Below are 21,018 nucleotides of genomic sequence, written 5' to 3' on the forward strand. Positions count from 1 at the left end.
CGCCCCGTCGAGCTATTTGACAGTACGTCCGGAAAAGAACGAGAGGCAAAGACGAAATGTCAGCAGGCGCCATAGGGAATTCCTATGGCACCCCAACCCCCTCCGCCCGTGACCGGTGCAGGAAGCGGCCGGGGAGGCATGGCCGGATCGCGAAGCGATGTCGCGCTCGCCAAGGACCGGTCAGGGGCGAGCCGCCAGGCGAGCGCCGTGGGCCGGACTTCGAAACGCAGCGTCAGGTTGAGAGGCGGACGGGCATGGCCAGGTAGCGGAAACCTGTGTCGCCTCCGGGGTCCGCGGGTGCCTCCTCCTCGGATTCCTCCTTGGCGTCCTTCTCCTTGTCGGGGACGGCGGTCAGGAGGGCGGCCTTGGTGGGGCCGGTGCACTGCAGGCGGGCGTACTCGGTGTGGATGCCGGACAGGCCGTCGAGCAGGTACTGCGGGCTGAAGGCGATGTCGACCTCGTCGCCGTCCAGGAGGGCGGGCAGGCTCTCGTTGGCGCGGGCGGAGTCTCCCGAGGCGGCGCGGACGCGCACCTCGCCGCGGGTGAAGGCGAGCCGGACGGGGGTGTTGCGCTCGGTCACCAGCGCCACCCGCTTGATCGCCTCGACGAACGGGCCGGTACGGACGCGGGCGGTGGAGGCCCAGTCGCCGGTGAGGCGGGAGCGGTAGTCGATGAACTGGTCGTCCAGGAGCCGGGTGGTCATGCTGCGGCCGCCGCCGGAGACGCCGATGAGGACGTCGCCGGTGCCGGTCAGGTCGAGTGCCACCTCGGCGCCGGGCCTGATCGCCTTCGCGGTGTCGGCGAGGGTGCGGGCGGGCACCACGACGCCGGCGGTGAAGCCTTCGCGGGACGGCGTCCAGGACAGTTCGCGGGCGGCGATGCGGTAGCGGTCGGTGCACGCCAGCCGCATGGTGCCGCCTTCGAGGTCGATGCGGACGCCGGTGAGCATGGGGAGGGTGTCGTCGCGGCCGGCGGCCGGGGTGACCTGGGCGACCGCAGCGGCGAACGCCTCGCCCGGGACGGTGCCGGCGCGGGCTGGCGGCTCGGGCAGGGTGGGGTAGTCCTCGACCGGGAGCGGCAGCAGCCCGAACTCGGCGCTGCCGCAGCTCACCACGACCTCCGCGCCCTTCAGCGCGACATCGACCGGGTGCGGCGGCAGGTTGCGGACGATCTCGGCCAGCAGCCGCCCCGGCACCAGCGCCCGGCCGGGCTCGGACACCGCGAGACCGCCCTCCGCGGCGGTGATACGGGACTGCGCGGACACCTCGTAGTCGAAGGCCGCCAGCGTCAGCCGGCCGTCACCTGTGGCTTCGACGAGCATGCCCGCCAGGACGGGCAGTGCGGGCCGCGACGGCAGCGTGCGCGCCGCCCACGCGACCGCGTCGGCCAGTGCCTGTCGATCGACCCGGAACTCCATCCGTTCTGCCCCTCCGCCCTGATGGGAACTGCGCAACGGCCACGTTAGCCGCCGGGTCCGACAGTCCGGTCAGAAGAGGGTGGAGTCGCTCTTGACGCGGCGTTCGAAGTCGAGCAGGTAGCGCTTGCGCTCCAGGCCACCGCCGTATCCGGTGAGGCCTCCGGACGCCCCCACGACGCGGTGGCACGGGACGATCACGCTGATCGGGTTGCGGCCGTTGGCGAGCCCGACCGCGCGCGACGCGGTCGGGCTGCCGATCTCCTCGGCGAGGTGGCCGTACGAGACGGTCTCGCCGTACGGGATCTCCTGGAGCGCGTCCCACACCCGCTTCTGGAACGGGGTGCCGCGCATCGACAGCGGCAGTTCGAACCGCGTCAGGTCGCCCGCGAAGTAGGCCTTGAGCTGCTCGGCCACCTCCCTGAAGGGCGTGGCGTCGGCGGACTCGGCCGGGTCGCCGAAGGTCTCCTGGGCCGGGCGGTGCCGTTGCAGGTCCATGTAGAGCCCGGCCAGGCCCCCGTCCGACACGACGGCGGTGAGCGGGCCGATGGGGCTGTCCAGGACGGCGTGCTCCATGCTCATCGAGCTTTCCTTTCAGGCGGCGGGGAGGCGGTTGATGGCGTGGTCGCCGGTCGCCCACAGGTACTGCACCGCGTACGCCCGCCAGGGGCGCCAGGCGGCGGCGCGCCGGGTCAGCGCCACGGGCGTGCCGGGCAGGTCGAGCTCGCGGGCGGCGGCCCGGATCCCGAGGTCGGTGGCGGTGAACGCGTCGGGGTCGCCGAGAGCGCGCATGGCGATCGTCTCGACCGTCCAGGGCCCGATGCCGGGGAGCGCGGCGAGCCGGGTGCGGGCCTCGTCCCAGTCGCTGCCGGCGCCGAGGTCGATCTCCTCCCCGGCCAGGGCGGCGACGAGGGAGGTCAGGGTGGTGCGGCGCGTCCGCGGGAAGGCGAGCGTGGTCGGGTCCAGTTCGGCGAGCGCGGCGGGGCTCGGGAACAGGTGGGTGAGGCCGGTGGACCGGCCGGACGGGTCGGTGATCTGCTCGCCGTGCGCGGCGACCAGCCGGGCGGCGTGGGTGCGGGCCGCCGCGGTGGACACCTGCTGTCCCAGCACGGCCCGGACGGCGAACTCGGCCGGGTCGACGGTGCGCGGGACGCGCCGTCCGGGTGCCTTGTCCACCAGGGGCGCCAGGTCCGGGTCGGCGCGCAGCAGGTCGTCGACCGCGATCGGGTCCGCGTCGAGGTCGAGCAGGCGGCGGCAGCGGCTGATCGCGATGGTCAGGTCGCGCGGGTCGGTGAGGGCCAGCGAGCAGGCGACGTGCTCGGGGTGCGGGCGCAGCGCGACGACGGCGTGCCCGTGCGGGAGGCGCATCGTCCGGCGGTACGCGCCGTCGCGCCATTCCTCCACGCCCGGGACCGCGGTGGCGGCCAGGTGGCCGAACAGGTTGTCCGGGCACAGCGGGGCGCGGAACGGCAGCCGCAGCGACAGCGCCCCGGAGGCCGCGGCCGGGTGCCCGCGTGCCACCCGGTCGCGCAGGCCGCTGGGGGTGAGCGCGAAGACCTCGCGGACGGTGTCGTTGAACGCGCGGATGCTGGCGAACCCGGCGGCGAAGGCGATGTCGCCCATCGGCAGCGCGGTGGTCTCGATCAGCAGCCGGGCGGTTTGGGCGCGCTGGGCGCGGGCGAGTGCGAGCGGGCCGGCGCCGAGTTCGGCGCGCAGTTGCCGTTCGATCTGCCGGGTGCTGTAGCCGAGGCGCGCGGCCAGGCCCGGGACGCCCTCGCGGTCGACGACGCCGTCGGCGATCAGCCGCATCGCGCGGGCCACGATGTCGGCGCGGTGGTTCCACTCGGGGGAGCCGGGGCTGGCGTCGGGGCGGCAGCGCTTGCAGGCCCGGAATCCGGCCTGCTGGGCGGCCGCGGCGCTGGGGTAGAAGCGCATATTCTCCGGTTTGGGGGGCACCACGGGGCAGCTGGGCCGACAATAGATGCCGGTGGTGATCACCGCGCCGTAGAACCACCCGTCGAAACGGGCGTCCTTCGACTGCACCGCCCGCACGCACCGTTCCACGTCCTCATGCATATCGTCCAGCATCGTCGACGGTCACCGGGTTGTACTAGCGAAAATTCGACATCATCCTCGGCGCCGGACGGGCGGCGGGGCGGCCCGCCAAGTCGAATACGATCGACCGACGACAGGCGGATGGCGGTCCCTTGACCTTCTCCCCCTCGTGAACGAGGGGGATTCCAACCCGTGGCCTCAGGAAAGGAGGACAGGTTGAGGTTCGCGGTTCGTCCGCCCCGGCGATCCGGAGCGTCCCCGCGCAGCGGCGGCCGGTCCGGCCGTCGTGGCCACCAATCCGAGTCTGGTCTCGTGGGCGATGTTGCGTGCCGCGTTCACATCGGCGTTGCCGGCGTGGCCGCAGGACCGGCACCGGAAACGCGCTTGGCTCTCGCGCGCCTCCCGATCCGTGGTCCCGCACGCCGAGCAGCGCTGCGAGGTGTACGCGGGATCGATCTTGTGCACGCGGCCGGGGGCCTTGTGCTCCAGCCGCTCGACCAGCATGCCCCAACCGGCGGCCAGGATGCCCCGGTTCAGCCCCGCCTTGGCGGCGACGTTGCGTCCCGGCCGCTCGATGGTGCCCTTCGCCGAACGGGTCATGCCCCCGATGCGCAGGTCCTCGACACCGATCACCTCGAACCCGCGGGCCAGCATCGTGGAGGTCTGCTCCACCCAGTTCTTGCGCCGGTCGCTCTCGCGGGCCTTGAGCCGGGCGAGCGCGGCCCTGAGCCGCGCGCGGCGGCCGGAACCGCGCCGGGCACGCCCCAGCCTGCGGGCCAGCAACTCCAGGCGCCGCGCCTCCCCGGGAGTGAGGCCGGGGACCTTCAGCAGGTCCCCGGTCGACAGGGCCGCGCTGACGGCCACGCCCCGGTCCACCCCGACCACGGTCCCATCGCCGGGGCCGGGTACCGGGGACGGGACGTGCGCGAACGCCACATGCCAGCGCCCGACCCGATCACAGGTCACCCGGTAGGACTTCACGCCCTCCGGCACCGGCCGCGACAGGCGGAACCGCACCCATCCGCACTTGGGCACCAGCACCGCACCCCACTTGCGCGACAACCGCTCGACCTGGTGCGGTTTGACGCCGACCTGCCGGAACCCCTCATGCACACCCTGCTTGCGCCACGTGGGCCGCTTGTGCGTCCCGGCAAAGAAATTGCTCATCGCCTGCGCGAAATCACGCAGCGCCTGCTGCTACACGGTCTGGGAACCGGCCCGCAACCACTCGAACTCGGCACGGGCCGCGGTGAGCTGCCGGGACTGCTCGGTGTAGCCCGGTGCCCCGCCCCGGTACCGGGACCAGAAGCCGTGCTGCTCCACGGCCAGGTTCCACACGTACCGGGCATGCGCGCAATGCCAGAGCAGGGCTTGCTCCTGCTCGGGCGTGGGGTCCAGGCGGTAGCGCGGCACAGGAGTGAGCGTAGCGTGCACGATCGAACACAAGGACGAAAACGTGCGTGATGGTGCCTGGTCAACCGACATTCGCCCGGGGGGTGAATGTCCTTTCCTGCCCTGCTCCGCAGGGGGCCGATTCCTCCCCGGCCTGAAGGCCGGGGTTTCCTCGGAGGTTCTTCGATGAACGGTCGGCGCGGAAGGCGGGCGGCACGTCCCGCGGCTGGCGAGGAGATCGTCCACTGGCCCGGCGAAGGCGGCGGAGAGCTTTCGGCGCGGTGGCGGTCTGAGAGCGGCTCGCTACCGCCCCGGCGCGTGGTGGTGGCCGACGATCAGACCAAGGCCGACGAAGCGTACCGCCTTGCCTGCGAGGGCACCGCGCTGCTGTGGCAGGGCGATTTCCAGAACGCGCGGCAGTTGCTCCAGGCGATGATGCGGCGGGCCGACCGTCCGCCCAAGCGCGCGCAGCGCAAGCATCAAGCGGAGCCGTCGCCCGCCCAGGCGTTCCATCTGCACCGTCAGGCCCAGTCGCAGCGCGCCCGCACGCTGGGCATGCTGTTGGTGCCGGTGGAGCCCGGCCATGTCATCCCACTGCGGCGCGCACCCGACGTGGGTCAGGCATGCGCCGAGGCATACGGATCGGCCGACGAGCCGTATGTGGTGTCGCTGCGGGAGCTGCTGGGCGTCATCGGCGCACACGAATGGCGCGCGAAGGGCGTCGTCGTCCCTGCGCTGGGCGGCGACCGTGTCCATCCGCACTACGGGGTTTTCTCTCCCGTACGGGGCGAGTACCTGTCCTTGGTCGCCGAGGCCCCACTGCCCGCGTCCAAGGCCCTTGCGTACGACATCGGCACAGGTACGGGAGTGCTCGCCGTAGTCCTGGCCCGTCGAGGCATGGAACGTGTCGTCGCCACCGACCAGGACCCGCGCGCGCTTGCCTGCGCCCGCGAGAACATCGTCCGGCTAGGGGTGACCGACCGGGTCGAGGTCGTGGAAGCCGATCTCTGGCCACCGCCGTCGGACTCGCCTGGCCGGGCAACGCTCGTCGTGTGCAATCCACCCTGGGTGCCTGCTCGTCCAAGCTCACCCTTGGAGCACGCGGTGTACGACCCTGACAGCCGTATGCTGCGCGCGTTCCTGGACGGTCTGGCACGCCAGCTCGCCCCCGGCGGCGAGGGCTGGCTGATCCTTTCCGACCTCGCCGAGCATCTCGGGCTGCGGACCCGCGCCGAGCTCCTCGCCGCGTTCGAGGCCGGCGGCCTGGAGGTCGCGGGACGGCTGGACGCCAGGCCCGAGCACCCCCGCGTCTCCGACTCCGGCGACCGGCTGCACGCGGCCCGCGCGGCCGAAGTGACCTCCCTCTGGCGGCTGGTCCGAGCCATTACCGCCTGACCTGCAGCAATTCCCGATTCGGCCGGCTGTCCGGGCCGTCGACTATAGTAAACGAACATACATTTACTAATTCGGGAGGCCAGATGGGGCAGCTCCAGCACACAGTCGCCCTCGTCGCCGGAGCCACCCGCGGCGCCGGCCGGGGGATCGCCACCGAGCTGGGCGCGGCGGGCGCGACCGTCTACGCCACCGGCCGCACGTCCCGCGCCGGCGGCCGGTCCGACCTCGACCGACCGGAGACGATCGAGGAGACCGCCGAACTCGTCACCGCGCGCGGCGGCACCGGCATCCCGGTGCGGTGCGACCACTCCGACCCCGAGCAGGTGCGGGCGCTGATCCGGCGCATCGCGGACGACCACGGGCGGCTCGACCTGCTCGTCAACGACGTCTGGGGCGGCGACGCGCTCACCGAATGGGGCAGGCCGCTCTGGGAGCACGACCTCGGCAAGGGCCTGAAACTGCTGCACCGCGCGATCGACACCCACATCATCACCAGCCACTTCGCGCTGCCGCTGATGATCGGCCAGGGCCGCGGGCTGGTCATCGAGATCACCGACGGCACCGAGCGATTCGTCGAGGAGCTGCTGGACGGCTACCGCACCTCGTTCTTCTACGACCTCGCCAAGAGCTCGGTCATCCGGCTCGCCCGCAACCAGGCCGCCGAGCTCAAGCCGCACGGCGTCGCCGCGCTCTCCCTCACCCCCGGCTTCCTGCGGTCGGAGGCGATGCTCGACCACTTCGGCGTCACCGAGGACGACTGGCGCGACGGCGCCGCCAAGGACGAGCACTTCGCGCAGTCCGAGACGCCCGCCTACATCGGACGCGCCGTGGCCGCCCTCGCGTCCGACCCGGAGATCATGTCCAAGACGGGCGGCTCGTACGACACCGGCGGCCTCTCCAAGGAGTACGGGTTCACGGACCTGAACGGCACCCGTCCCGACTTCGCCGAGTACTACCGCGACTTCCTCTCGAAGTCCGGCTCCTGACGCAGGGCCGCAGGCCCGACCGGCCGGGGCGGCAGCCCCGGCCGGTTCGCCGTGCGCGTGGCCTGCGGCGTGGTGGTCATCCCGGACGTCATGAGACCTGCCGATACTGCCCGGACCGCGTACCTGGTGGCGTGCGACGTGCGCCCTGCTCATTGAAGATCAACTTAGAAAAGTTAAGGTTCGTGCGTTGAGATCTTAAGAAAATCAAGGTACAACTGAGGGGTAGGCAGGCGCGTCACCGAGCGGAAGCGAGCTGAGGGTGGACTGGCAGGAACTGACGGACCTGACGCACGGACAGCCGTTCGTGGTGGAGCGGGTCCGTCTCGCCGGCAGCGGCATCGTGGTCGAGGGTCAGTTCGAGCCGCCGCAGTTGGCCCAGCTCAGCGTCGACGACCAGGTGTTCGTCGCCGCGTTCGTACGGGCGCACGGTTCGATCAAGGAGATGGAGCGGATCTTCGGGGTGAGCTACCCGACGGTCAAGTCCCGGCTGAACCGGATCGCCGAACACCTCGACTTCGTCGACACCGACCCGGCGCCCACCGGCGCCGACGTCGTCGACCGCCTGCAGCGGGGGGAGATCAGCGTCCAGGAGGCGCTGGCCGAGCTGGAGAGGTCCAGATGATCCCGCAACTGGTGACGGTACGCCATCGCCGTCCCAACGGCCGCCGACTGCGGCTGTACATCCCTGTCCTGCCGGTGCTGCTGGCGCTGTCACCGCTGCTGCTGCTCGCCGTATCGGCCGGACTGGTCGCATGCCTCACCTTCCGGGTGAGTCCAGTGGGCGCGCTGCGCGGCGCCGGGCGACTGCTGTGGGCGCTGCCCGGCACCCGGGTCGAGTTCGAGCAGGGCCGGACGGCCGTGCTGGTCAGCGTCAGATGAGAAGGAGCGACAATGAACGAGCAACGCCGCCAGGTCCTGCGGATGCTGACCGAGGGCAAGATCACCGCGGACGAGGCCGAGCGGCTGATCGACGCCCTCGAACCAGAACGGCCCGAGTCGCCGCCGGGAACCGCGCCCCGCCCGAAACCCCGGCCCAAGTACCTGCGCGTGATGGTGAGCTGGGCGGACGGCGGCGGCGACGGGCCGGGCCGGATCAACGTCCGGGTCCCGCTGCAACTGCTGCGCGCCGGGGTCCGCCTCACGAGCCTCGTCCCTCCGCAGGCGCTCACCCGGGCCAACGCGGAGCTGGACAAGTCAGGGGTGCCGATCGACCTCACCGAGCTCAAGCCGCAGCACCTCGAGGACCTCATCGAGCACCTCGACGACGTCACCGTCGACGTCGACGACCCCGGCTCCAAGGTGCAGGTGTTCTGCGAGTGACACCGCCACGGGGCCGGACGCCTGCCCGGCCCTGAGGCGGACGGCCGTCCGGCCGAGGGCGTCAACCCCGTCGCGGCAATCCGCAGTCGATATAGATGCGGTCTGCGGCCACGACAATGGCGGCCAGTTGCTCGATCTGGACTTCGACGTCCGACGGCGGCATTGACCTCGGCGAGGTGGCCTGCGGTTCGGTCGTGCTCGGGACCGCGCGCGGTGATCTGCTGGTCGGCATCCGCGAAGGGCACCGCCGCCTGGCTCGACGTCAGCTCCGACCACGGGCAGGTACGCGACACGGCTCGCCGTCTGCGCGGCCCCGGCGAGGTCCGCGCCCAGGCCCCGCGGACTCGCCTACTCCCCATTCCCTTCAGCCTTCGAACGGAGGGCTCCGTACCTTCTCCGGTCGCCGTTCGTGACCGGGCCCGCACGAGCACACCCGCACTGACAAGCGGAACGCCGCATACCCCATCGTCCACGGCGACCGCCCAGTGATGGCCCTTGCCGGCCTCGATACCGACCCAGATCCGGGTCCACGGCCCGTTCCGCCGTGACCTACATCGTCGCTGTCCCCGACCAGCGATGTCCGCAGCTCTCAATCAGCGGTCGGAGCGTCCTGAACGCCTCGCATGCCATGCCAATGGCAGACACACCCGGTCCTGCGGGACCGCCCACATTCTTAGGGAGCCCTCATGAGCGACGCGATCACAGCCGAAGGACTGGTCAAGAGATACGGCGAGGTGACGGCCCTGGACGAGCTGTCCTTCTCCGTCCCGCAAGGGACGGTGCTGGCGCTGCTCGGTCCGAACGGCGCCGGGAAGACCACGGCGGTGCGGGTGCTGACCACGCTGCTGCGGCCGGACGGGGGCCGCGCCACGGTCGCGGGCTGCGATGTCGTCGGTGACGCCCGGCGGCTGCGCTCGTTCATCGGGCTGTCCGGCCAGTACGCCGCCGTCGACGAGCACCTCACCGGTGCGGAGAACCTGGAGATGGTCGGGCGGCTGTACCACCTGGGCGCCAAGCGCAGCAGGGCCCGCGCCCGCGAGCTGCTGGAGCGCTTCGACCTCGCCGACGCCGCCGACCGTCCGGTGAAGGGCTACTCCGGCGGCATGCGCCGCCGCATCGACCTGGCCGGCGCGCTGGTCGCCGACCCGCCGGTGCTGTTCCTGGACGAACCCACCACCGGCCTGGACCCCCGCGCCCGCGCCGCGCTGTGGAACACCATCTCCGAACTCGTCGCGGGCGGCAGCACACTGCTGCTGACCACCCAGTACATGGAAGAGGCCGACCGCCTCGCCGACCAGGTCATGGTGGTCGACCACGGCCGCGCCATCGCCCGCGGCACCGCCGACGAGCTCAAGGACCAGGTCGGCGGCAACCGCATCGAGGTGACCGTGACCGACGCCGCCGAGCTGGAGACCGCCCGGCAGACGCTGGCCTGGGTCGCCGTCGGCGCCATGCGCACCGTGCCGGAATCGCTCCAGATCACCGTCCCGGTCACCGACGGCCCCGAAGCCCTCCGCCAGGCCCTCGGCCGGCTCGCCGACGAGAGGATCCGGGTGCGGGACGCCGGGCTGCGGCGGCCCACCCTCGACGACGTCTACCTCACCCTGACCGGACACCAGGCGTCCGGCGCCGACGAGCAGGCCCAGGAGGCCACCCGATGAACGCCATCACCATGTCCATCGCCGACGGCTGGACCATCGCCAAGCGCGACGCCCTGAAGATCAGGCGGTCACCGGACATGCTCGGCGGCGCCATCATCCTCCCGGTCATGCTCGTGCTGCTGTTCTCCTACGTCTTCGGCAGCGCCATCGAAATCCCGGGCATGTCCTACAAGGAATTCCTGCTCCCCGGCATCTTCGTCCAAGCCGTGATCATCAGCGCGCAGCTCACCGGCTACACGCTGACCCTCGACCTGCAAAAGGGCATCTTCGACCGGTTCCGCTCGCTGCCGATGGCCCCGTCCGCGGTGCTGACCGGCCAGACCATCAGCGACCTGCTGCTGAACCTCGCCAGCCTGGTCATCATGGCGCTGATGGGACTGATCGTCGGCTGGCGGGTGCACTCCTCACCCGGCGAGGCCGTCCTCGGCTTCGGGCTGCTGCTGCTGTTCGCCTACGCGTTCTCCTGGTTCACCGCGACCGTCGCACTGGCCCTGCGCACCCCGGAAAGCTTCGGCAGCATCGCCAACACGGTCTCGCTCCCGCTCGTGTTCGTCTCCAACGCCTTCCTCGACGCCTCCAGACTGCCCACGCCGCTGCGCGTCGTCGCCGAGTGGAACCCTGTCTCCACCTTCACCCAGGCCGCGCGCGAACTCTTCGGCAACACCAGCACCGCGATGAAGCCCTCCGACGCCTGGCCCATCCAGCACGCCGTCCCTGTGTCACTGCTCTGGATCGCCGTCATGCTGATCGTGTTCATCCCGCTGGCTACCCGCCTCTACAAGAAGACATTCAGCACCTGACCACCGGCTCAACGCAAAGGCGCCCCACCCGCCAACCCGCGGCAGAGGGGGCGCCTTCAGCGACATCCAAACCTGGGATGTCCCGGCCGCGCCTCGCCGCCCGCCCCAGCGAGAGCGGCGAGGCACCGAACGACCGTTTCGCCTCCGGCCCGGAGGCCGTCCATGGATCAGTCGAACGGCAGTTTGGCCGGGGGCTTCGGCTTGGTGTCGGTCCACTGCGCCGAGCGAACGGCCGAATAGTCGATGACGAAGCCCGGCTTCATCTCCGCATATTGGCCACCCGGCTGTGTCAGCTCCTCCTGCCGGGACAGCAACGCGCCAGTGCGCTCATCGAAGATGGCCACTGAGCGGGACCGGTAGGTCCCCTGCTGGACCTTCGGCGTGCCGAACTCGCCGGTGACCGTCGTGGTGCGTTCGCCGGTGGCCAGTGCGACACCCGTGCGGCCCAGCGGGTCAGTGGCGCGGCCGATCTCGCGGATCCCCTCCTGGGCGGCCAGCGCCCGCATCAGACCCGCCCGGACCTTCGGCGGTACCGGAGAGCCTCCCAGGAGCGACGACACCCTCATCATCTTGGCGAAGGCGTCTGCCTGCCCGGACCGCGGATGATTCGGCGGGACGCCCAACATCTTGCTCATCTCAGTCGGGCTCAGAAACTTCGCTTCGAGCTGGGCCGGGTCGGTCGGCAGGTTCTGCAGATCCTCTATCGACCCCTCGGAAAACTTCCCGCCACCACGGGGTTCGATTCCTCTCTCCGGGCCGTCCGACTGCCACTTCGTCGCCTTGGCGGTGTAGGTGTAGTAGTGATCGCTCGACCAGACGCGGAAGCTCGATGGCGCCCCGGCCTTGCGCCACAGCACCGCGTCCTGCGCGGTCTGCGGGCGGGCCGGGAGGTCGCGCCCGTAGTACGCCTCACCCATGCCGGACTTCGCGCCCTTCCACGTGAACGACTCGGTGAGCGCACCGGTGATCGCGTAGGTCCCCGTCTTCGGACGCATGATGTACGCCTGGCCCTGGACGTGGCCGGCGTACCAGTACTTGCCGGTCGGCTGCTCTTCCGCCTTCTCCGCCGCCGCGAGGACCGCCCCCTTCTCGCCCGGCTTCACCGGGCCGGACGGGGCGGACGGGTCCCCCCCGACGAGCGTGATCGCCACGGTCGCCGCCGCGCCCGCCGCCACCACGCCGGCCAGCGGCCACCGCAGCCGGGGCAGCGAACGCCGCGGCGGCTGCTCCAGCAGAGCCTTCGCCCGGGCGATCGCCTGGGCGGTGGGCGGCGCGGGCTCGGTGTAGCCGTCCCGGACCATCCGCACCTCATCCATGATTCTCCTCCAAAATGAGCATCGGATTGGTCCCGCCCAGCGCCTTGCGCAGCTTGATTCGGGCACGGTTCAGCCGGGATCCGACCGTGCCATAGGAGATCCCCAACGCCGCCGCGACCTCGTCGTGGCTGAGCTCGGCGAGAGCCACCAGCAGCAGCACGTCGCGCTGCCCAGGCGGCAGCTCCGCGATCGCACCGGCGAGCTCGACGCGCAGGCCCTCGGCACTGACCCGCGAATCGACCCGCTCGTGGTGCTCCTCCGCGTGGCGGCCCGGGCCGAGACGGGCACGCGCCCGCAGCGCCCGCGTCTCAGCCCGCTTGTGCCTCCCGACCACCTTGGTCGCGATGCCGAACAGCCAGGTGCGCACGTTCCCGCGTTCCGGGTCGTAGCGCCGGCGCTGCCGGAACGCCTCCAGGAACGTCTGCGCCGCGACATCGTCGGCGGCGTCCGGACCGAGCCGCTTGGCCGCGTACCGGTGGATCTCGGCGAAGTAGACATCGAAGACCTCGTCGAAATCCTCGGCCGGGCGGGGCGGGGGATCCCCTGTCATGTGGAGCCTTTCCGTGGCGCGGATGGCGGTCACATAGGTATCAACCGCAACGGCCTTCCGCTTTCCCTCCGCGTGAACCCGTCCGACCGACCGGCCGCTTCACGTCGTCGCCCCGCGCCCGGCAACACGGTGCCCGCGCGGCCTCGGCGCGGTCGGCTCAGTCAGTCGTCCAGCTGAGCCAACCCGCGAGCGGCGGCGTTGCGGACGCGGCGCGTCCTTCCCTTGGTGGCGAGGACGGCCAGGGCGTTCCGCGAGGTCACCTTCTGCGCCGCGGCGCGCTGGAGCCAGTCAGAGGAGGCGACGAGATCCTCCGCCGTCCACGGAGCGCCGACACTGATCTCCACAGCCTTGAGCCCGTCGACCGCCAGACGTGCACGCCAAAGCCGCCGGAGTGCGACCGCGTGGCCAACAGGTCCGCACGGGATGTCCTACTGGGCCATGTCCACGAAACGGCTGTAATGGCCCTGGAATGCCACGGTCACGGTCGCGGTGGGGCCGTTCCGGTGCTTGGCCACGATCAGATCGGCCTCACCCGCACGCGGGGACTCCTTCTCGTACGCGTCCTCACGATGCAACAGGACCACCATGTCCGCGTCCTGCTCGATCGAATTGTGGATTGATACGCCATTGGCGACAAAATTGTGCAACCCCAGGACGGTGGCGTCGTACACCTCTTGCTCGCCAACGCTCTCGATGGTGACGATCTCATCCCAGAAGACATCATTCGTCGCCAGCAGGTTCAGCTCAGCGCTGTCGAGTGCGGTGGCAACACGTCCGACGCGCTGCCGACTGGGAGATCGTTTCCACATCGCGCTACCACAGAACCGGCTTCCGATCGACGCGGAGAACTCCCGATGTGTCATGTCCTTTTCCGCGAGGATTCGCCGGACGTCGGCCCAGACTTCACGGGGGACCGTGTCTCGGTTGGTGTTCGAACGCACCATGCAAAGCTGTTCGGCAGCGGTTGCCGCTACCGCACCTCGCGCGCCGTGCACCTGAATGTTCCTGAAGAAAGCGAGTTGATCCTGTGCACCGTACACATCCAGTTGATACCCCGGACGGTAATCTCGCTTGTGGACCGTCTTTATTCTCGACGGGATGCCGAAACGCAGGAGGAGTTGGGACACGCCCTCCACAAGCCGACGACTGGTGGAGGCGTAATAAACTCGGCAACGGTTGCGCGTGGCATCCCAGTGAACACAGCCGTCGGTGGCCCACAAATGGCGCAGGAACAAGGCCACCTGTTCCTTGGGCAAACTGAACACCGCCGCTGGTACGAATTTCTCGTGTGAACGCAGTCCGAACAAGCCAAGGCCGTCCAGCCATTCCGCGATCGGATTCCGGCGGCCGTGCGTCAACCGGTAGGGAGCCGGAAGTCGAAGCGTGCTGACCCGGGCGGCTTCACTGTCGTCCCTGACGGCGCTGACGCCGAAATGCCGGGACGCGTCCGTCACCGCCGCCAGGCACGCCTCATCTGTGCTGGCATAACGGATCGGTTGATGCTTGACGAACGAGCCGTCACCGATGAGATGCGCCAGAAGAACGACACGTTCTTCAGGCCAGACGGTAGGGGACAGCGGCGGCGGCACATGGCGGGACACGGCGATCCGTGACCCCTGGGCAAGCTCTCGCAAGGGCGTCCAACCCTGGTAGGTGAGGAAGGGGTGGTTATCCGTCGCCTCGATCACCTTGCCGGACGCGAGCGTGACCCTGAAGACCTCCTTACGCCCGCTGGAAAAGGCGTGAGTCATCGTTCTCGGCACATATTTCAGGCGTTCGTCCAGCGCCCACACGGGGATCTCACGGGCGCCGCTCTCGACAAGTTCACCGATCGTGACCTCGGCATTGGTGTCAGCGCGTAGGATCCGGGTGGATGCTGGCACGCACCCCGACTCACGCAGGTCGGACACCATGGGCTTCTTGTCGGTTCGTTGTTCGGGGCCTCGGTTGAGTTGCGACAGCGCGATGACGGGCACGCCGAGTTCCTTCGCCAGCAGCTTCAGCGAACGGGAGAACTCCGAGACCTCGACCTGGCGGCTCTCCACCCGCTTGCCGGACGACATCAGCTGCAGATAGTCGATGATGACCAGCCGCAGATCGTGCTGCTGCTTGAGCCGCCGGCACTTGGCCCGGATCTCCATCATCGACATGTTCGGCGAATCGTCGATGAACAGCGGAGCCTCGGCCACCTCGCTCATCCGCCGGGCCAGCCGAGTCCAGTCCTCGTCCTGCATGGTGCCCGAACGCATCGCGTGCAGCGCCACCCGCGCCTCGGCGGACAGCAGCCGCATCGTGATCTCGTTACGGCCCATCTCCAGACTGAAGAAGGCCGAGGTCAGCCCGTGCTTGATCGAGGCGGCACGGGCGAAGTCGAGCGCGAGCGTCGAATTGTGCGTCGGGACGCAGGAACGCCCGGCCAGATACATGTGATCGCTGTTGTCGACCTGAACGCACCGTACCGGCACGCTCTCCACAGGCCGCACATCGACGATGTACCGGACCCGGGCCTTTGGGTCCACCCTCTTGCGCTGCCGCTCCAACTTGCGCGGAAGCCGGAACACCGGCTCGACCGGGGTGAAATTGATCCGGTAGAAGGTCGAGGCCTCCGGAGAACGCCCCTGGACCTGCTTGGTGGTCATGGTCGCTCGGCAACCGAGGCTGAGGATCAGCTCGTGCGCCCCCTCGGCCAGCCGCCTGTTCACGAACGCGAGCTGGACCTGACCGATCTTCGAGACGTACCCGTCGGTGTCGAGCATCCCGGCCAGCAGAGCGCGCCGCTGCTCCTCGGACGCCCGCAGATAAGCCTCCGGGATGTGCTTGTTCCGCCGGACCCCCAGCTCCTTGAGCTGCCTGTGAAGGCCGGGGAGGCCGAACTGGCCTGGAGTCTTGCGCCGGAGGACGGGCTGCCCGGCCGCTTCGATCTGGTCCAGGATCTCCTCGTCGAAACACGTGATGCTTCCGGACCAGCTGGCACCATCACCGAGCCACGCCCCCAGAACGTAGGGATCGATGGGCAATTCTGCCTGGGGAAGCTGGAAGGGTGCTGCCACCTCGACCGCATGGTTGGGACGGTTGTCACCGCCACAGCGCAGGGTCGCCGCGATCTCTTCCGTCGTCTTGATCGGCCGGTGCTGTGCGGTGGTCGCGAAGTTCTTCGGACGGACGGCACGTTGCAGCAGCCCCCGGTAGAGGGTTGCGCACTCATAGCGGTTCTGCCGCTTGGAGATGCTCGTGTCGGCCTCGCCACGGTGGCCCAGCTGCTTGGTGACCTCGCGGAGCGCGTGTGTGAACTCCGTGCCGACCTCCGCCACCGCCTGGCGGTGCGAGATGAGCCGGGCGGGCTGCTCGTTCGCGTCCGCCCACCGGACGCGGTTGATCGCCTCGTGGGACCAGTAGTAGGCCGTCGCGCGAGCCCCCTCCTGGCGGCGGCTCGCGCGGGTGGTCGTCCGCCACTGGTGCTGGGCGTCGGCGACGATCACTTCGCCGTCGGAGAACTCGATCTCGTAGCAGGGGCGGCCGTGCATGACCTCCGTGGCGGCAACGACGCGGGTCGGTTTTCCGTCGGCTCCGATCAGGTAGTCCCCGACCTCGACCTCCCCCATCGTTGTCCAACCTGTGGGGGTTGGTAGGGGTGTATCAGTCTTTGTCGCCTTACCCATGGCAGGGCGAGCAGCGACCACAATCATCTGGCCGGGGTGCAGGCCGTTGGTAAGGGCGTCGAAGTCGGCGAAGCCGGTGGGGACGCCGGTCATCTGGCCGCCGCGGCTGCCGATGGCCTCGATCTCGTCCAGCGCGCCCGGCATGATCTCGCTCAGCGGGACGTAGTCCTCGCCGGAGCGCTTCTCGGCGATGGCGAAGACCTCGGCCTGGGCGCGGTCGAGCACGTCGTCGGCGTCCGCGCCGTCGGCCGCGTAGCCCATCTGGACGATGCGGGTGCCGGTCTCGACCAGCTTGCGCAGCACCGAGCGCTCGCGGACGATCTTGGCGTAGTAGCCGGCGTTGGCGGCGGTCGGCACCGAGGAGATCAGGGTGTGCAGGTAGGGGGCGCCGCCGATCCGGCCGATCTCGCCGCGCTTGGTCAGTTCGCCCGCGACGGTGACGGCGTCGGCGGGGTCGCCGCGGCCGTACAGGTCGAGGACGGTGTCGAAGATGATCTGGTGCGCGGGACGGTAGAAGTCCTGGGTGCGCAGGATCTCGACGACCTCGGCGATGGCGTCCTGGGAGAGCAGCATGCCGCCGACGACGCCCTGCTCGGCGGAGATGTCGTGCGGTGGAGTGCGCTCGAACTCCTGCTCGTTCGGGCCGAGCTCGGTCACACTCATTCCTGCGCCCCCCTGGCCTCGGCCGTCACGGCAGCCTAGTCCGGCTCCTCTAGGTTCCGTTCATCTCACGTGCGTCTGACATTTTCCGAGCCGGACACGCCTCAGGGCAAAGTCGGCTGTGGACGGTCCTGTGGAGGCGCTGTGCAGACACGCGAGGATCGTTGTGCACGACCTGTGGACAACCCTGGGGATAACTGTGGACGGGTTGCCGATATAGCGCTGTGACCTGGGGTGATTCAATCCACCGGCTGTGTGTGAAAGAAAGTTGGCCTTTCCCGTCCCGCATCCGGCCTCGCCGCCCCCCAAACCGACGTAATCGACAAATTTCCCATATCCCTTACATCTTGCTAGCCTGGCCAGGATCATGGCCCGCTCCCCCCTGCGTGCGAACAAGCACGACCGCGAGATCCTCCGCCTCGCCGTGCCCGCGTTCGGCGCGCTGGTGGCCGAGCCGCTCTTCCTGCTGTCCGACAGCGCGATCGTCGGCCATCTGGGCACCGCGCAGCTCGGCGGGCTCGGAGTCGCCGGACAGGCCCTGGCCACGCTCGTCTACCTGTGCGTCTTCCTCGCCTACGGGACGACCGCGGGGGTCGCCCGGCAGGTCGGCGCCGGTGACCTGCGGTCGGCGGTGCGGCAGGGCATCGACGGCATGTGGCTGGCGCTGGGGATCGGCCTCGCGCTCATCGCGGTGTGCTGGCCCCTCGTCCCGTGGCTGGTGGACCTCTTCGGCGCGTCCCCGGCGGTCGACCCGTACGCCCGCACGTACCTCAAGGTCAGCCTGATCGGCATTCCGGGGATGCTGATCGTCCTCGCCGGGACCGGGGTGCTGCGCGGCCTCCAGGACACCCGCACACCGCTCCTGGTGTCCATCGGCGGTTTCGGCGCCAACCTCGTCCTGAACGTGGTGTTCGTGCTCTGGCTGGGGTTCGGCGTGGCCGGGTCGGCCTGGGGCACGGTGATCGCGCAGACCGGCAGCGCGGTCGTGTACGTGGTCATGGTGCTGCGTGCGGCGCGGCGGCACGGCGCCCCGGTGCGGCCCGACGTGGCCGGACTGCGCGGTGCGGCCACCGCCGGGGCGCACCTGGTGCTTCGCACGGCGGCGCTGCGGGTGGTGCTGATCGTCGGCACCTCTATCGCGGCCCGGATGGGCGACCCTGAGATCGCCGCATATCAGGTGGGGTTCCAGGTCTGGAACCTGCTGGTGTTCGCCCTGGACGCGATCGCGATCGCCGGGCAGGCCATCACCGGACGCCATCTCGGCGCGTCCGACGTTCCGGCGACGCGCTCGGCCACCCGGCGCATGGTGCAGTGGGGGGTGGTCTGCGGGATCGTCTTCGGCATCGTCGTCCTCGCGGTGCGTCCGTGGCTTCCCGCGCTGTTCACCGCCGACGGGCAGGTGCGGGATCTGCTGCTCGGCTCGCTGATCATGGTGGCGCTGCTGCAGCCGATCGCCGGCGTCGTGTTCGTCTTGGACGGGATCCTGATCGGTGCCGGTGACGGCCCGTACCTCGCGGTGACCTCGGTGGTCGCCACGCTGGCGTTCCTGCCCGCCGCGCTGCTGGCCTACTGGACGGACGCCGGTCTCGTCGGGCTGTGGCTCGCGATCGGCGTGTGGATGGCGGTCCGGCTGGTCACGCTGAGCCTCCGTGCCAGGGGCGACGCCTGGCTGGTCACCGGCGCGGTGCGGCGCTGAAATCGGCGAAGCCCACGCGTCCCACCTGCCACTCTCGCTAGTATTCGAACATGTGTTCCACACACGGCGAGCGGATGGCCCGCCTCACACAGGCGATCGACGACCTGGCGGCCGAGGGGCTGGCCGGGTTGCCGCCGGAGACCCTGGTCGAACGGGTCGCGGGCATCTGGTCCCTGGTCGAGGGGATCGACCCGGAGATCGCCCGCCGCCGTACGCGCTACACCACTCTGGAGTCCTGAGCTCATCCAAGCCTGGCGGCGGCCCTCTCGGCCTCGGACTCCTCGTCGTCCGAGAGGTCCAGTGCCAGGCGCGCTGCGACGGCGGCGCGCAGCTCGGGGAGCCGTGCGTAGAGGACGTCGCCCGGACAGTCGGTGGTCACGAGGTCCCGGTGTCCCACGATGGCGCGGATCGGATCCAGGCGATACTCCGTGCAGAGCCAGGCGCACGTCCCCACCAGGGAGGCCCACAGCTTCCCGGGCACGGCCGCCCTGCCGTAGTTCCCCTCGTTCTCGATCCCGATGGTGTGGGTGTTGTGGTGCAGCGCCTGGGCGCCTTGCACGAGCCTGCCGCCGCGAATGGCGGAAAGGCTTCGATTGCGTCCTTCCATGACATGGCCGCCCCGGCTGATGGTGAGCTGCTGGCCGGTGTCGTCCCACCCTCGGGTGCGCATATGGAATTTCTGTATCTGCCGGGACAGCCGGTAGGCGTGGGAGACCGAGTAGTCCTTGGAGTTCGCGGTGGCGGTGTGATGTACGACGATGCGGTCGGGCGCCTGTTTCAGCACCTTGGCGGGCCTGCGCGGAGACGCCGCCTTCCAGTCCGCGCGGGTGTGGACGCGCGGCGACGGGCCGCTCTCCGCGGCGACCTCGTCGGCCACGAGCAGATCAAGGAGCCCCAATCCGACCATTCCCGCCAGGCCCCGGCGGGTGAGCCGACCATACGGATGCGTGGACACACCGCCCCCTCCCTTGATCATCTCCGTAAGGACGGTAATCACAGGTCGGTGCATGATCCAAAGACAGGGCGTTTCACAGGCGTTTCACATGAAACCCCGCCCACCCCCACCAAAACCAAGCCCCCACTCTCGATCACGCTGACAGGCACCGACCCCGTCCTCGCACGCCAGAAGGCCCGCCCAACGTCGCGATGACGACGCAAATGGCCGCGCTGCAGGACGCTGGGCCCACCGTGCCGCGGCTGCATGGAACGAAGGAGCCGTTCGGCCTTGGGAGACGGCGTTGGTGGCCATGTAGGAGCGGTTCTGCGCCGGCCTGGCGGGCTGAGGTTTGGCGGTCGACGCTGTGGAACGCCGACGGCCCAGGCGATCCCTCGGGGATCGCCTGGGCCGTGCTGGGGCTTTAGGCCTCGACGACGTCGACGTCGATGGTGGCGTTGACGTCCGAGTGCAGCCGGATGCTGACCCGGTGGGTGCCGACGGTCTTGATCGGGTTGCCGATCTCGATGCGGCGGCGGTCGAGGTCGGGGCCGTCGGCGGCCTTGACGGCCTCGGCGATGTCGGCGGCGGTGACCGCGCCGAACAGCCGGCCGTTGCTGCCGGTGCGGGTGCGCAGGGTCACCTTCAGCGCCTGCAGCACACCGGCGACCTCCTTGGCGTGCTCGACCGTCGCGATCTCGCGGGCCGAACGCGCCTTCTTGATCGACTCGATCTGGCGTTCCGCGCCGCGGGTCCACTTGATCGCGAACCCGCGGGGGACGAGGTAGTTGCGGCCGTAGCCGTCGCGGACCTCGATCACGTCGCCGGGCTCACCGAGCCCGGAGACCTGCTGAGTGAGGATGAGCTTCATGGTCTTCGGTCCCCCTCTCAGCGCGCGGTGCTGGTGTACGGCAGCAGCGCCATCTCACGAGCGTTCTTGATCGCCGTGGCGACGTCCCGCTGGTGCTGGGTGCAGTTGCCGGTCACCCGGCGCGCCCGGATCTTGCCGCGGTCGGAGATGAACTTCCGCAGCAGACCGGTGTCCTTGTAGTCGACGTAGGAGATCTTCTCCTGGCAGAAAACGCAAACCTTCTTCTTGGGCTTGCGGGGAGGTGGCTTCGCCATCGTGGTGCTCCTTTATGAGAGCCCCGCTCACGCGGGAATGGACTGTGTTGGTGTG

At 69.8% G+C, this 21,018-nt stretch carries 21 protein-coding genes; 9 read left to right on the forward strand and 12 right to left on the reverse strand.

The window, feature by feature from the left end; genetic code table 11:
- Positions 1-232: 232 nt before the first annotated feature.
- The 5 genes from dnaN to ABD340_RS34440 form a co-directional block, all read right to left on the reverse strand.
- Complete coding sequence (dnaN, locus tag ABD340_RS34420; protein ID WP_344594739.1) at positions 233-1,417, reverse strand: DNA polymerase III subunit beta; 1,185 nt, start codon at positions 1,415-1,417, stop codon at positions 233-235.
- A 69-nt stretch (positions 1,418-1,486) separates the two neighbouring features.
- Positions 1,487-1,996, reverse strand: coding sequence for a methylated-DNA--[protein]-cysteine S-methyltransferase (locus tag ABD340_RS34425; RefSeq protein ID WP_344594740.1), 510 nt, complete (start codon positions 1,994-1,996; stop codon positions 1,487-1,489).
- Positions 1,997-2,008: 12 nt separating this feature from the next.
- Positions 2,009-3,490, reverse strand: a complete 1,482-nt coding sequence (locus tag ABD340_RS34430) for an AlkA N-terminal domain-containing protein (RefSeq protein ID WP_344594742.1) — start codon at positions 3,488-3,490, stop codon at positions 2,009-2,011.
- A 177-nt stretch (positions 3,491-3,667) separates the two neighbouring features.
- The gene (locus ABD340_RS34435) at positions 3,668-4,657 is read right to left on the reverse strand and encodes an RNA-guided endonuclease InsQ/TnpB family protein (protein ID WP_344594895.1); all 990 of its coding nucleotides are present in this window, start codon (positions 4,655-4,657) and stop codon (positions 3,668-3,670) included.
- 9 nt (positions 4,658-4,666) lie between these two features.
- Positions 4,667-4,882 (reverse strand): helix-turn-helix domain-containing protein, encoded by a 216-nt coding sequence (locus tag ABD340_RS34440; protein ID WP_344594743.1) that lies wholly within the window; start codon positions 4,880-4,882, stop codon positions 4,667-4,669.
- A 165-nt stretch (positions 4,883-5,047) separates the two neighbouring features.
- Here ABD340_RS34440 and ABD340_RS34445 point away from each other — a divergent pair, with 165 nt between their 5' ends.
- The 7 genes from ABD340_RS34445 to ABD340_RS34475 all read left to right on the forward strand — a co-directional run bounded on the left by ABD340_RS34445 (position 5,048) and on the right by ABD340_RS34475 (position 11,023).
- Positions 5,048-6,256, forward strand: a complete 1,209-nt coding sequence (locus ABD340_RS34445) for a methyltransferase (protein ID WP_344594744.1) — start codon at positions 5,048-5,050, stop codon at positions 6,254-6,256.
- 83 nt (positions 6,257-6,339) lie between these two features.
- Positions 6,340-7,242 carry an SDR family oxidoreductase gene (locus ABD340_RS34450; protein WP_344594746.1) on the forward strand — a complete coding sequence of 301 codons (903 nt, stop codon included), beginning with the start codon at positions 6,340-6,342 and terminating at the stop codon, positions 7,240-7,242.
- Between the two features lie 259 nt (positions 7,243-7,501).
- Positions 7,502-7,864 (forward strand): DUF2089 domain-containing protein, encoded by a 363-nt coding sequence (locus tag ABD340_RS34455; RefSeq protein ID WP_344594748.1) that lies wholly within the window; start codon positions 7,502-7,504, stop codon positions 7,862-7,864.
- Complete coding sequence (locus ABD340_RS34460; protein WP_344594749.1) at positions 7,861-8,121, forward strand: hypothetical protein; 261 nt, start codon at positions 7,861-7,863, stop codon at positions 8,119-8,121. Before ABD340_RS34455 ends, ABD340_RS34460 begins: the two co-directional genes overlap by 4 nt.
- A gap of 12 nt (positions 8,122-8,133) precedes the next feature.
- On the forward strand, positions 8,134-8,562 hold the full coding sequence (locus ABD340_RS34465; protein ID WP_344594750.1) for an SHOCT-like domain-containing protein: 429 nt from the start codon (positions 8,134-8,136) through the stop codon (positions 8,560-8,562).
- Positions 8,563-9,248: 686 nt separating this feature from the next.
- Positions 9,249-10,223, forward strand: a complete 975-nt coding sequence (locus ABD340_RS34470; protein ID WP_344594752.1) for an ATP-binding cassette domain-containing protein — start codon at positions 9,249-9,251, stop codon at positions 10,221-10,223.
- Positions 10,220-11,023: an ABC transporter permease gene (locus ABD340_RS34475; protein WP_344594753.1), complete on the forward strand. Its 804-nt coding sequence runs from the start codon at positions 10,220-10,222 to the stop codon at positions 11,021-11,023. The genes ABD340_RS34470 and ABD340_RS34475 overlap by 4 nt, the downstream gene beginning before the upstream one ends.
- Before the next feature lie 167 nt (positions 11,024-11,190).
- Here ABD340_RS34475 and ABD340_RS34480 read toward each other — a convergent pair whose 3' ends face one another.
- The 4 genes from ABD340_RS34480 to ABD340_RS34495 all read right to left on the reverse strand — a co-directional run bounded on the left by ABD340_RS34480 (position 11,191) and on the right by ABD340_RS34495 (position 17,205).
- Positions 11,191-12,339 carry a CU044_5270 family protein gene (locus tag ABD340_RS34480; RefSeq protein ID WP_344594755.1) on the reverse strand — a complete coding sequence of 383 codons (1,149 nt, stop codon included), beginning with the start codon at positions 12,337-12,339 and terminating at the stop codon, positions 11,191-11,193.
- The gene (locus tag ABD340_RS34485; RefSeq protein ID WP_344594756.1) at positions 12,332-12,889 is read right to left on the reverse strand and encodes an RNA polymerase sigma factor; all 558 of its coding nucleotides are present in this window, start codon (positions 12,887-12,889) and stop codon (positions 12,332-12,334) included. Before ABD340_RS34485 ends, ABD340_RS34480 begins: the two co-directional genes overlap by 8 nt.
- A 161-nt stretch (positions 12,890-13,050) precedes the next feature.
- Positions 13,051-13,233, reverse strand: coding sequence for a hypothetical protein (locus ABD340_RS34490; RefSeq protein ID WP_344594757.1), 183 nt, complete (start codon positions 13,231-13,233; stop codon positions 13,051-13,053).
- 84 nt (positions 13,234-13,317) lie between these two features.
- Entirely contained in the window at positions 13,318-17,205 is a 3,888-nt protein-coding gene (locus ABD340_RS34495; RefSeq protein WP_486303567.1) for a replicative DNA helicase, read from the reverse strand.
- A gap of 370 nt (positions 17,206-17,575) precedes the next feature.
- Here ABD340_RS34495 and ABD340_RS34500 point away from each other — a divergent pair, with 370 nt between their 5' ends.
- Together ABD340_RS34500 and ABD340_RS34505 are read left to right on the forward strand one after the other, a co-directional pair.
- Positions 17,576-18,904, forward strand: coding sequence for an MATE family efflux transporter (locus ABD340_RS34500; protein WP_344594760.1), 1,329 nt, complete (start codon positions 17,576-17,578; stop codon positions 18,902-18,904).
- A 50-nt stretch (positions 18,905-18,954) separates the two neighbouring features.
- Complete coding sequence (locus tag ABD340_RS34505; protein WP_197014510.1) at positions 18,955-19,143, forward strand: hypothetical protein; 189 nt, start codon at positions 18,955-18,957, stop codon at positions 19,141-19,143.
- Between the two features lie 2 nt (positions 19,144-19,145).
- On the opposite strand, the gene ABD340_RS34510 is transcribed toward ABD340_RS34505, so the two are convergent.
- The 3 genes from ABD340_RS34510 to rpsR all read right to left on the reverse strand — a co-directional run bounded on the left by ABD340_RS34510 (position 19,146) and on the right by rpsR (position 20,963).
- Positions 19,146-19,859 (reverse strand): peptidoglycan recognition protein family protein, encoded by a 714-nt coding sequence (locus ABD340_RS34510; protein WP_425547499.1) that lies wholly within the window; start codon positions 19,857-19,859, stop codon positions 19,146-19,148.
- Positions 19,860-20,262: 403 nt separating this feature from the next.
- Positions 20,263-20,709, reverse strand: coding sequence for a 50S ribosomal protein L9 (gene rplI / locus ABD340_RS34515; RefSeq protein WP_344594762.1), 447 nt, complete (start codon positions 20,707-20,709; stop codon positions 20,263-20,265).
- Between the two features lie 17 nt (positions 20,710-20,726).
- Complete coding sequence (rpsR, locus tag ABD340_RS34520) at positions 20,727-20,963, reverse strand: 30S ribosomal protein S18 (RefSeq protein WP_019631633.1); 237 nt, start codon at positions 20,961-20,963, stop codon at positions 20,727-20,729.
- Between the last annotated feature and the right edge of the window lie 55 nt (positions 20,964-21,018).

Origin of the sequence: Actinomadura vinacea, from assembly GCF_039532545.1 — a bacterium.
Classification (GTDB): Bacteria; Actinomycetota; Actinomycetes; order Streptosporangiales; family Streptosporangiaceae; genus Spirillospora; species Spirillospora vinacea.

Excerpts from the sequence above, each read along its gene's own strand:
- ABD340_RS34485 (WP_344594756.1), bottom strand. The coding sequence starts at position 12,889 with ATGACAGGGGATCCCCCGCCCCGCCCGGCCGAGGATTTCGACGAGGTC.
- ABD340_RS34460 (WP_344594749.1), top strand. The coding sequence starts at position 7,861 with ATGATCCCGCAACTGGTGACGGTACGCCATCGCCGTCCCAACGGCCGC.
- rplI (WP_344594762.1), bottom strand. The coding sequence starts at position 20,709 with ATGAAGCTCATCCTCACTCAGCAGGTCTCCGGGCTCGGTGAGCCCGGC.
- rpsR (WP_019631633.1), bottom strand. The coding sequence starts at position 20,963 with ATGGCGAAGCCACCTCCCCGCAAGCCCAAGAAGAAGGTTTGCGTTTTC.
- ABD340_RS34445 (WP_344594744.1), top strand. The coding sequence starts at position 5,048 with ATGAACGGTCGGCGCGGAAGGCGGGCGGCACGTCCCGCGGCTGGCGAG.
- ABD340_RS34505 (WP_197014510.1), top strand. The coding sequence starts at position 18,955 with ATGTGTTCCACACACGGCGAGCGGATGGCCCGCCTCACACAGGCGATC.
- ABD340_RS34475 (WP_344594753.1), top strand. The coding sequence starts at position 10,220 with ATGAACGCCATCACCATGTCCATCGCCGACGGCTGGACCATCGCCAAG.
- ABD340_RS34500 (WP_344594760.1), top strand. The coding sequence starts at position 17,576 with ATGGCCCGCTCCCCCCTGCGTGCGAACAAGCACGACCGCGAGATCCTC.
- ABD340_RS34470 (WP_344594752.1), top strand. The coding sequence starts at position 9,249 with ATGAGCGACGCGATCACAGCCGAAGGACTGGTCAAGAGATACGGCGAG.
- ABD340_RS34425 (WP_344594740.1), bottom strand. The coding sequence starts at position 1,996 with ATGAGCATGGAGCACGCCGTCCTGGACAGCCCCATCGGCCCGCTCACC.
- ABD340_RS34465 (WP_344594750.1), top strand. The coding sequence starts at position 8,134 with ATGAACGAGCAACGCCGCCAGGTCCTGCGGATGCTGACCGAGGGCAAG.
- ABD340_RS34430 (WP_344594742.1), bottom strand. The coding sequence starts at position 3,490 with ATGCATGAGGACGTGGAACGGTGCGTGCGGGCGGTGCAGTCGAAGGAC.
- ABD340_RS34450 (WP_344594746.1), top strand. The coding sequence starts at position 6,340 with ATGGGGCAGCTCCAGCACACAGTCGCCCTCGTCGCCGGAGCCACCCGC.
- ABD340_RS34480 (WP_344594755.1), bottom strand. The coding sequence starts at position 12,339 with ATGGATGAGGTGCGGATGGTCCGGGACGGCTACACCGAGCCCGCGCCG.
- dnaN (WP_344594739.1), bottom strand. The coding sequence starts at position 1,417 with ATGGAGTTCCGGGTCGATCGACAGGCACTGGCCGACGCGGTCGCGTGG.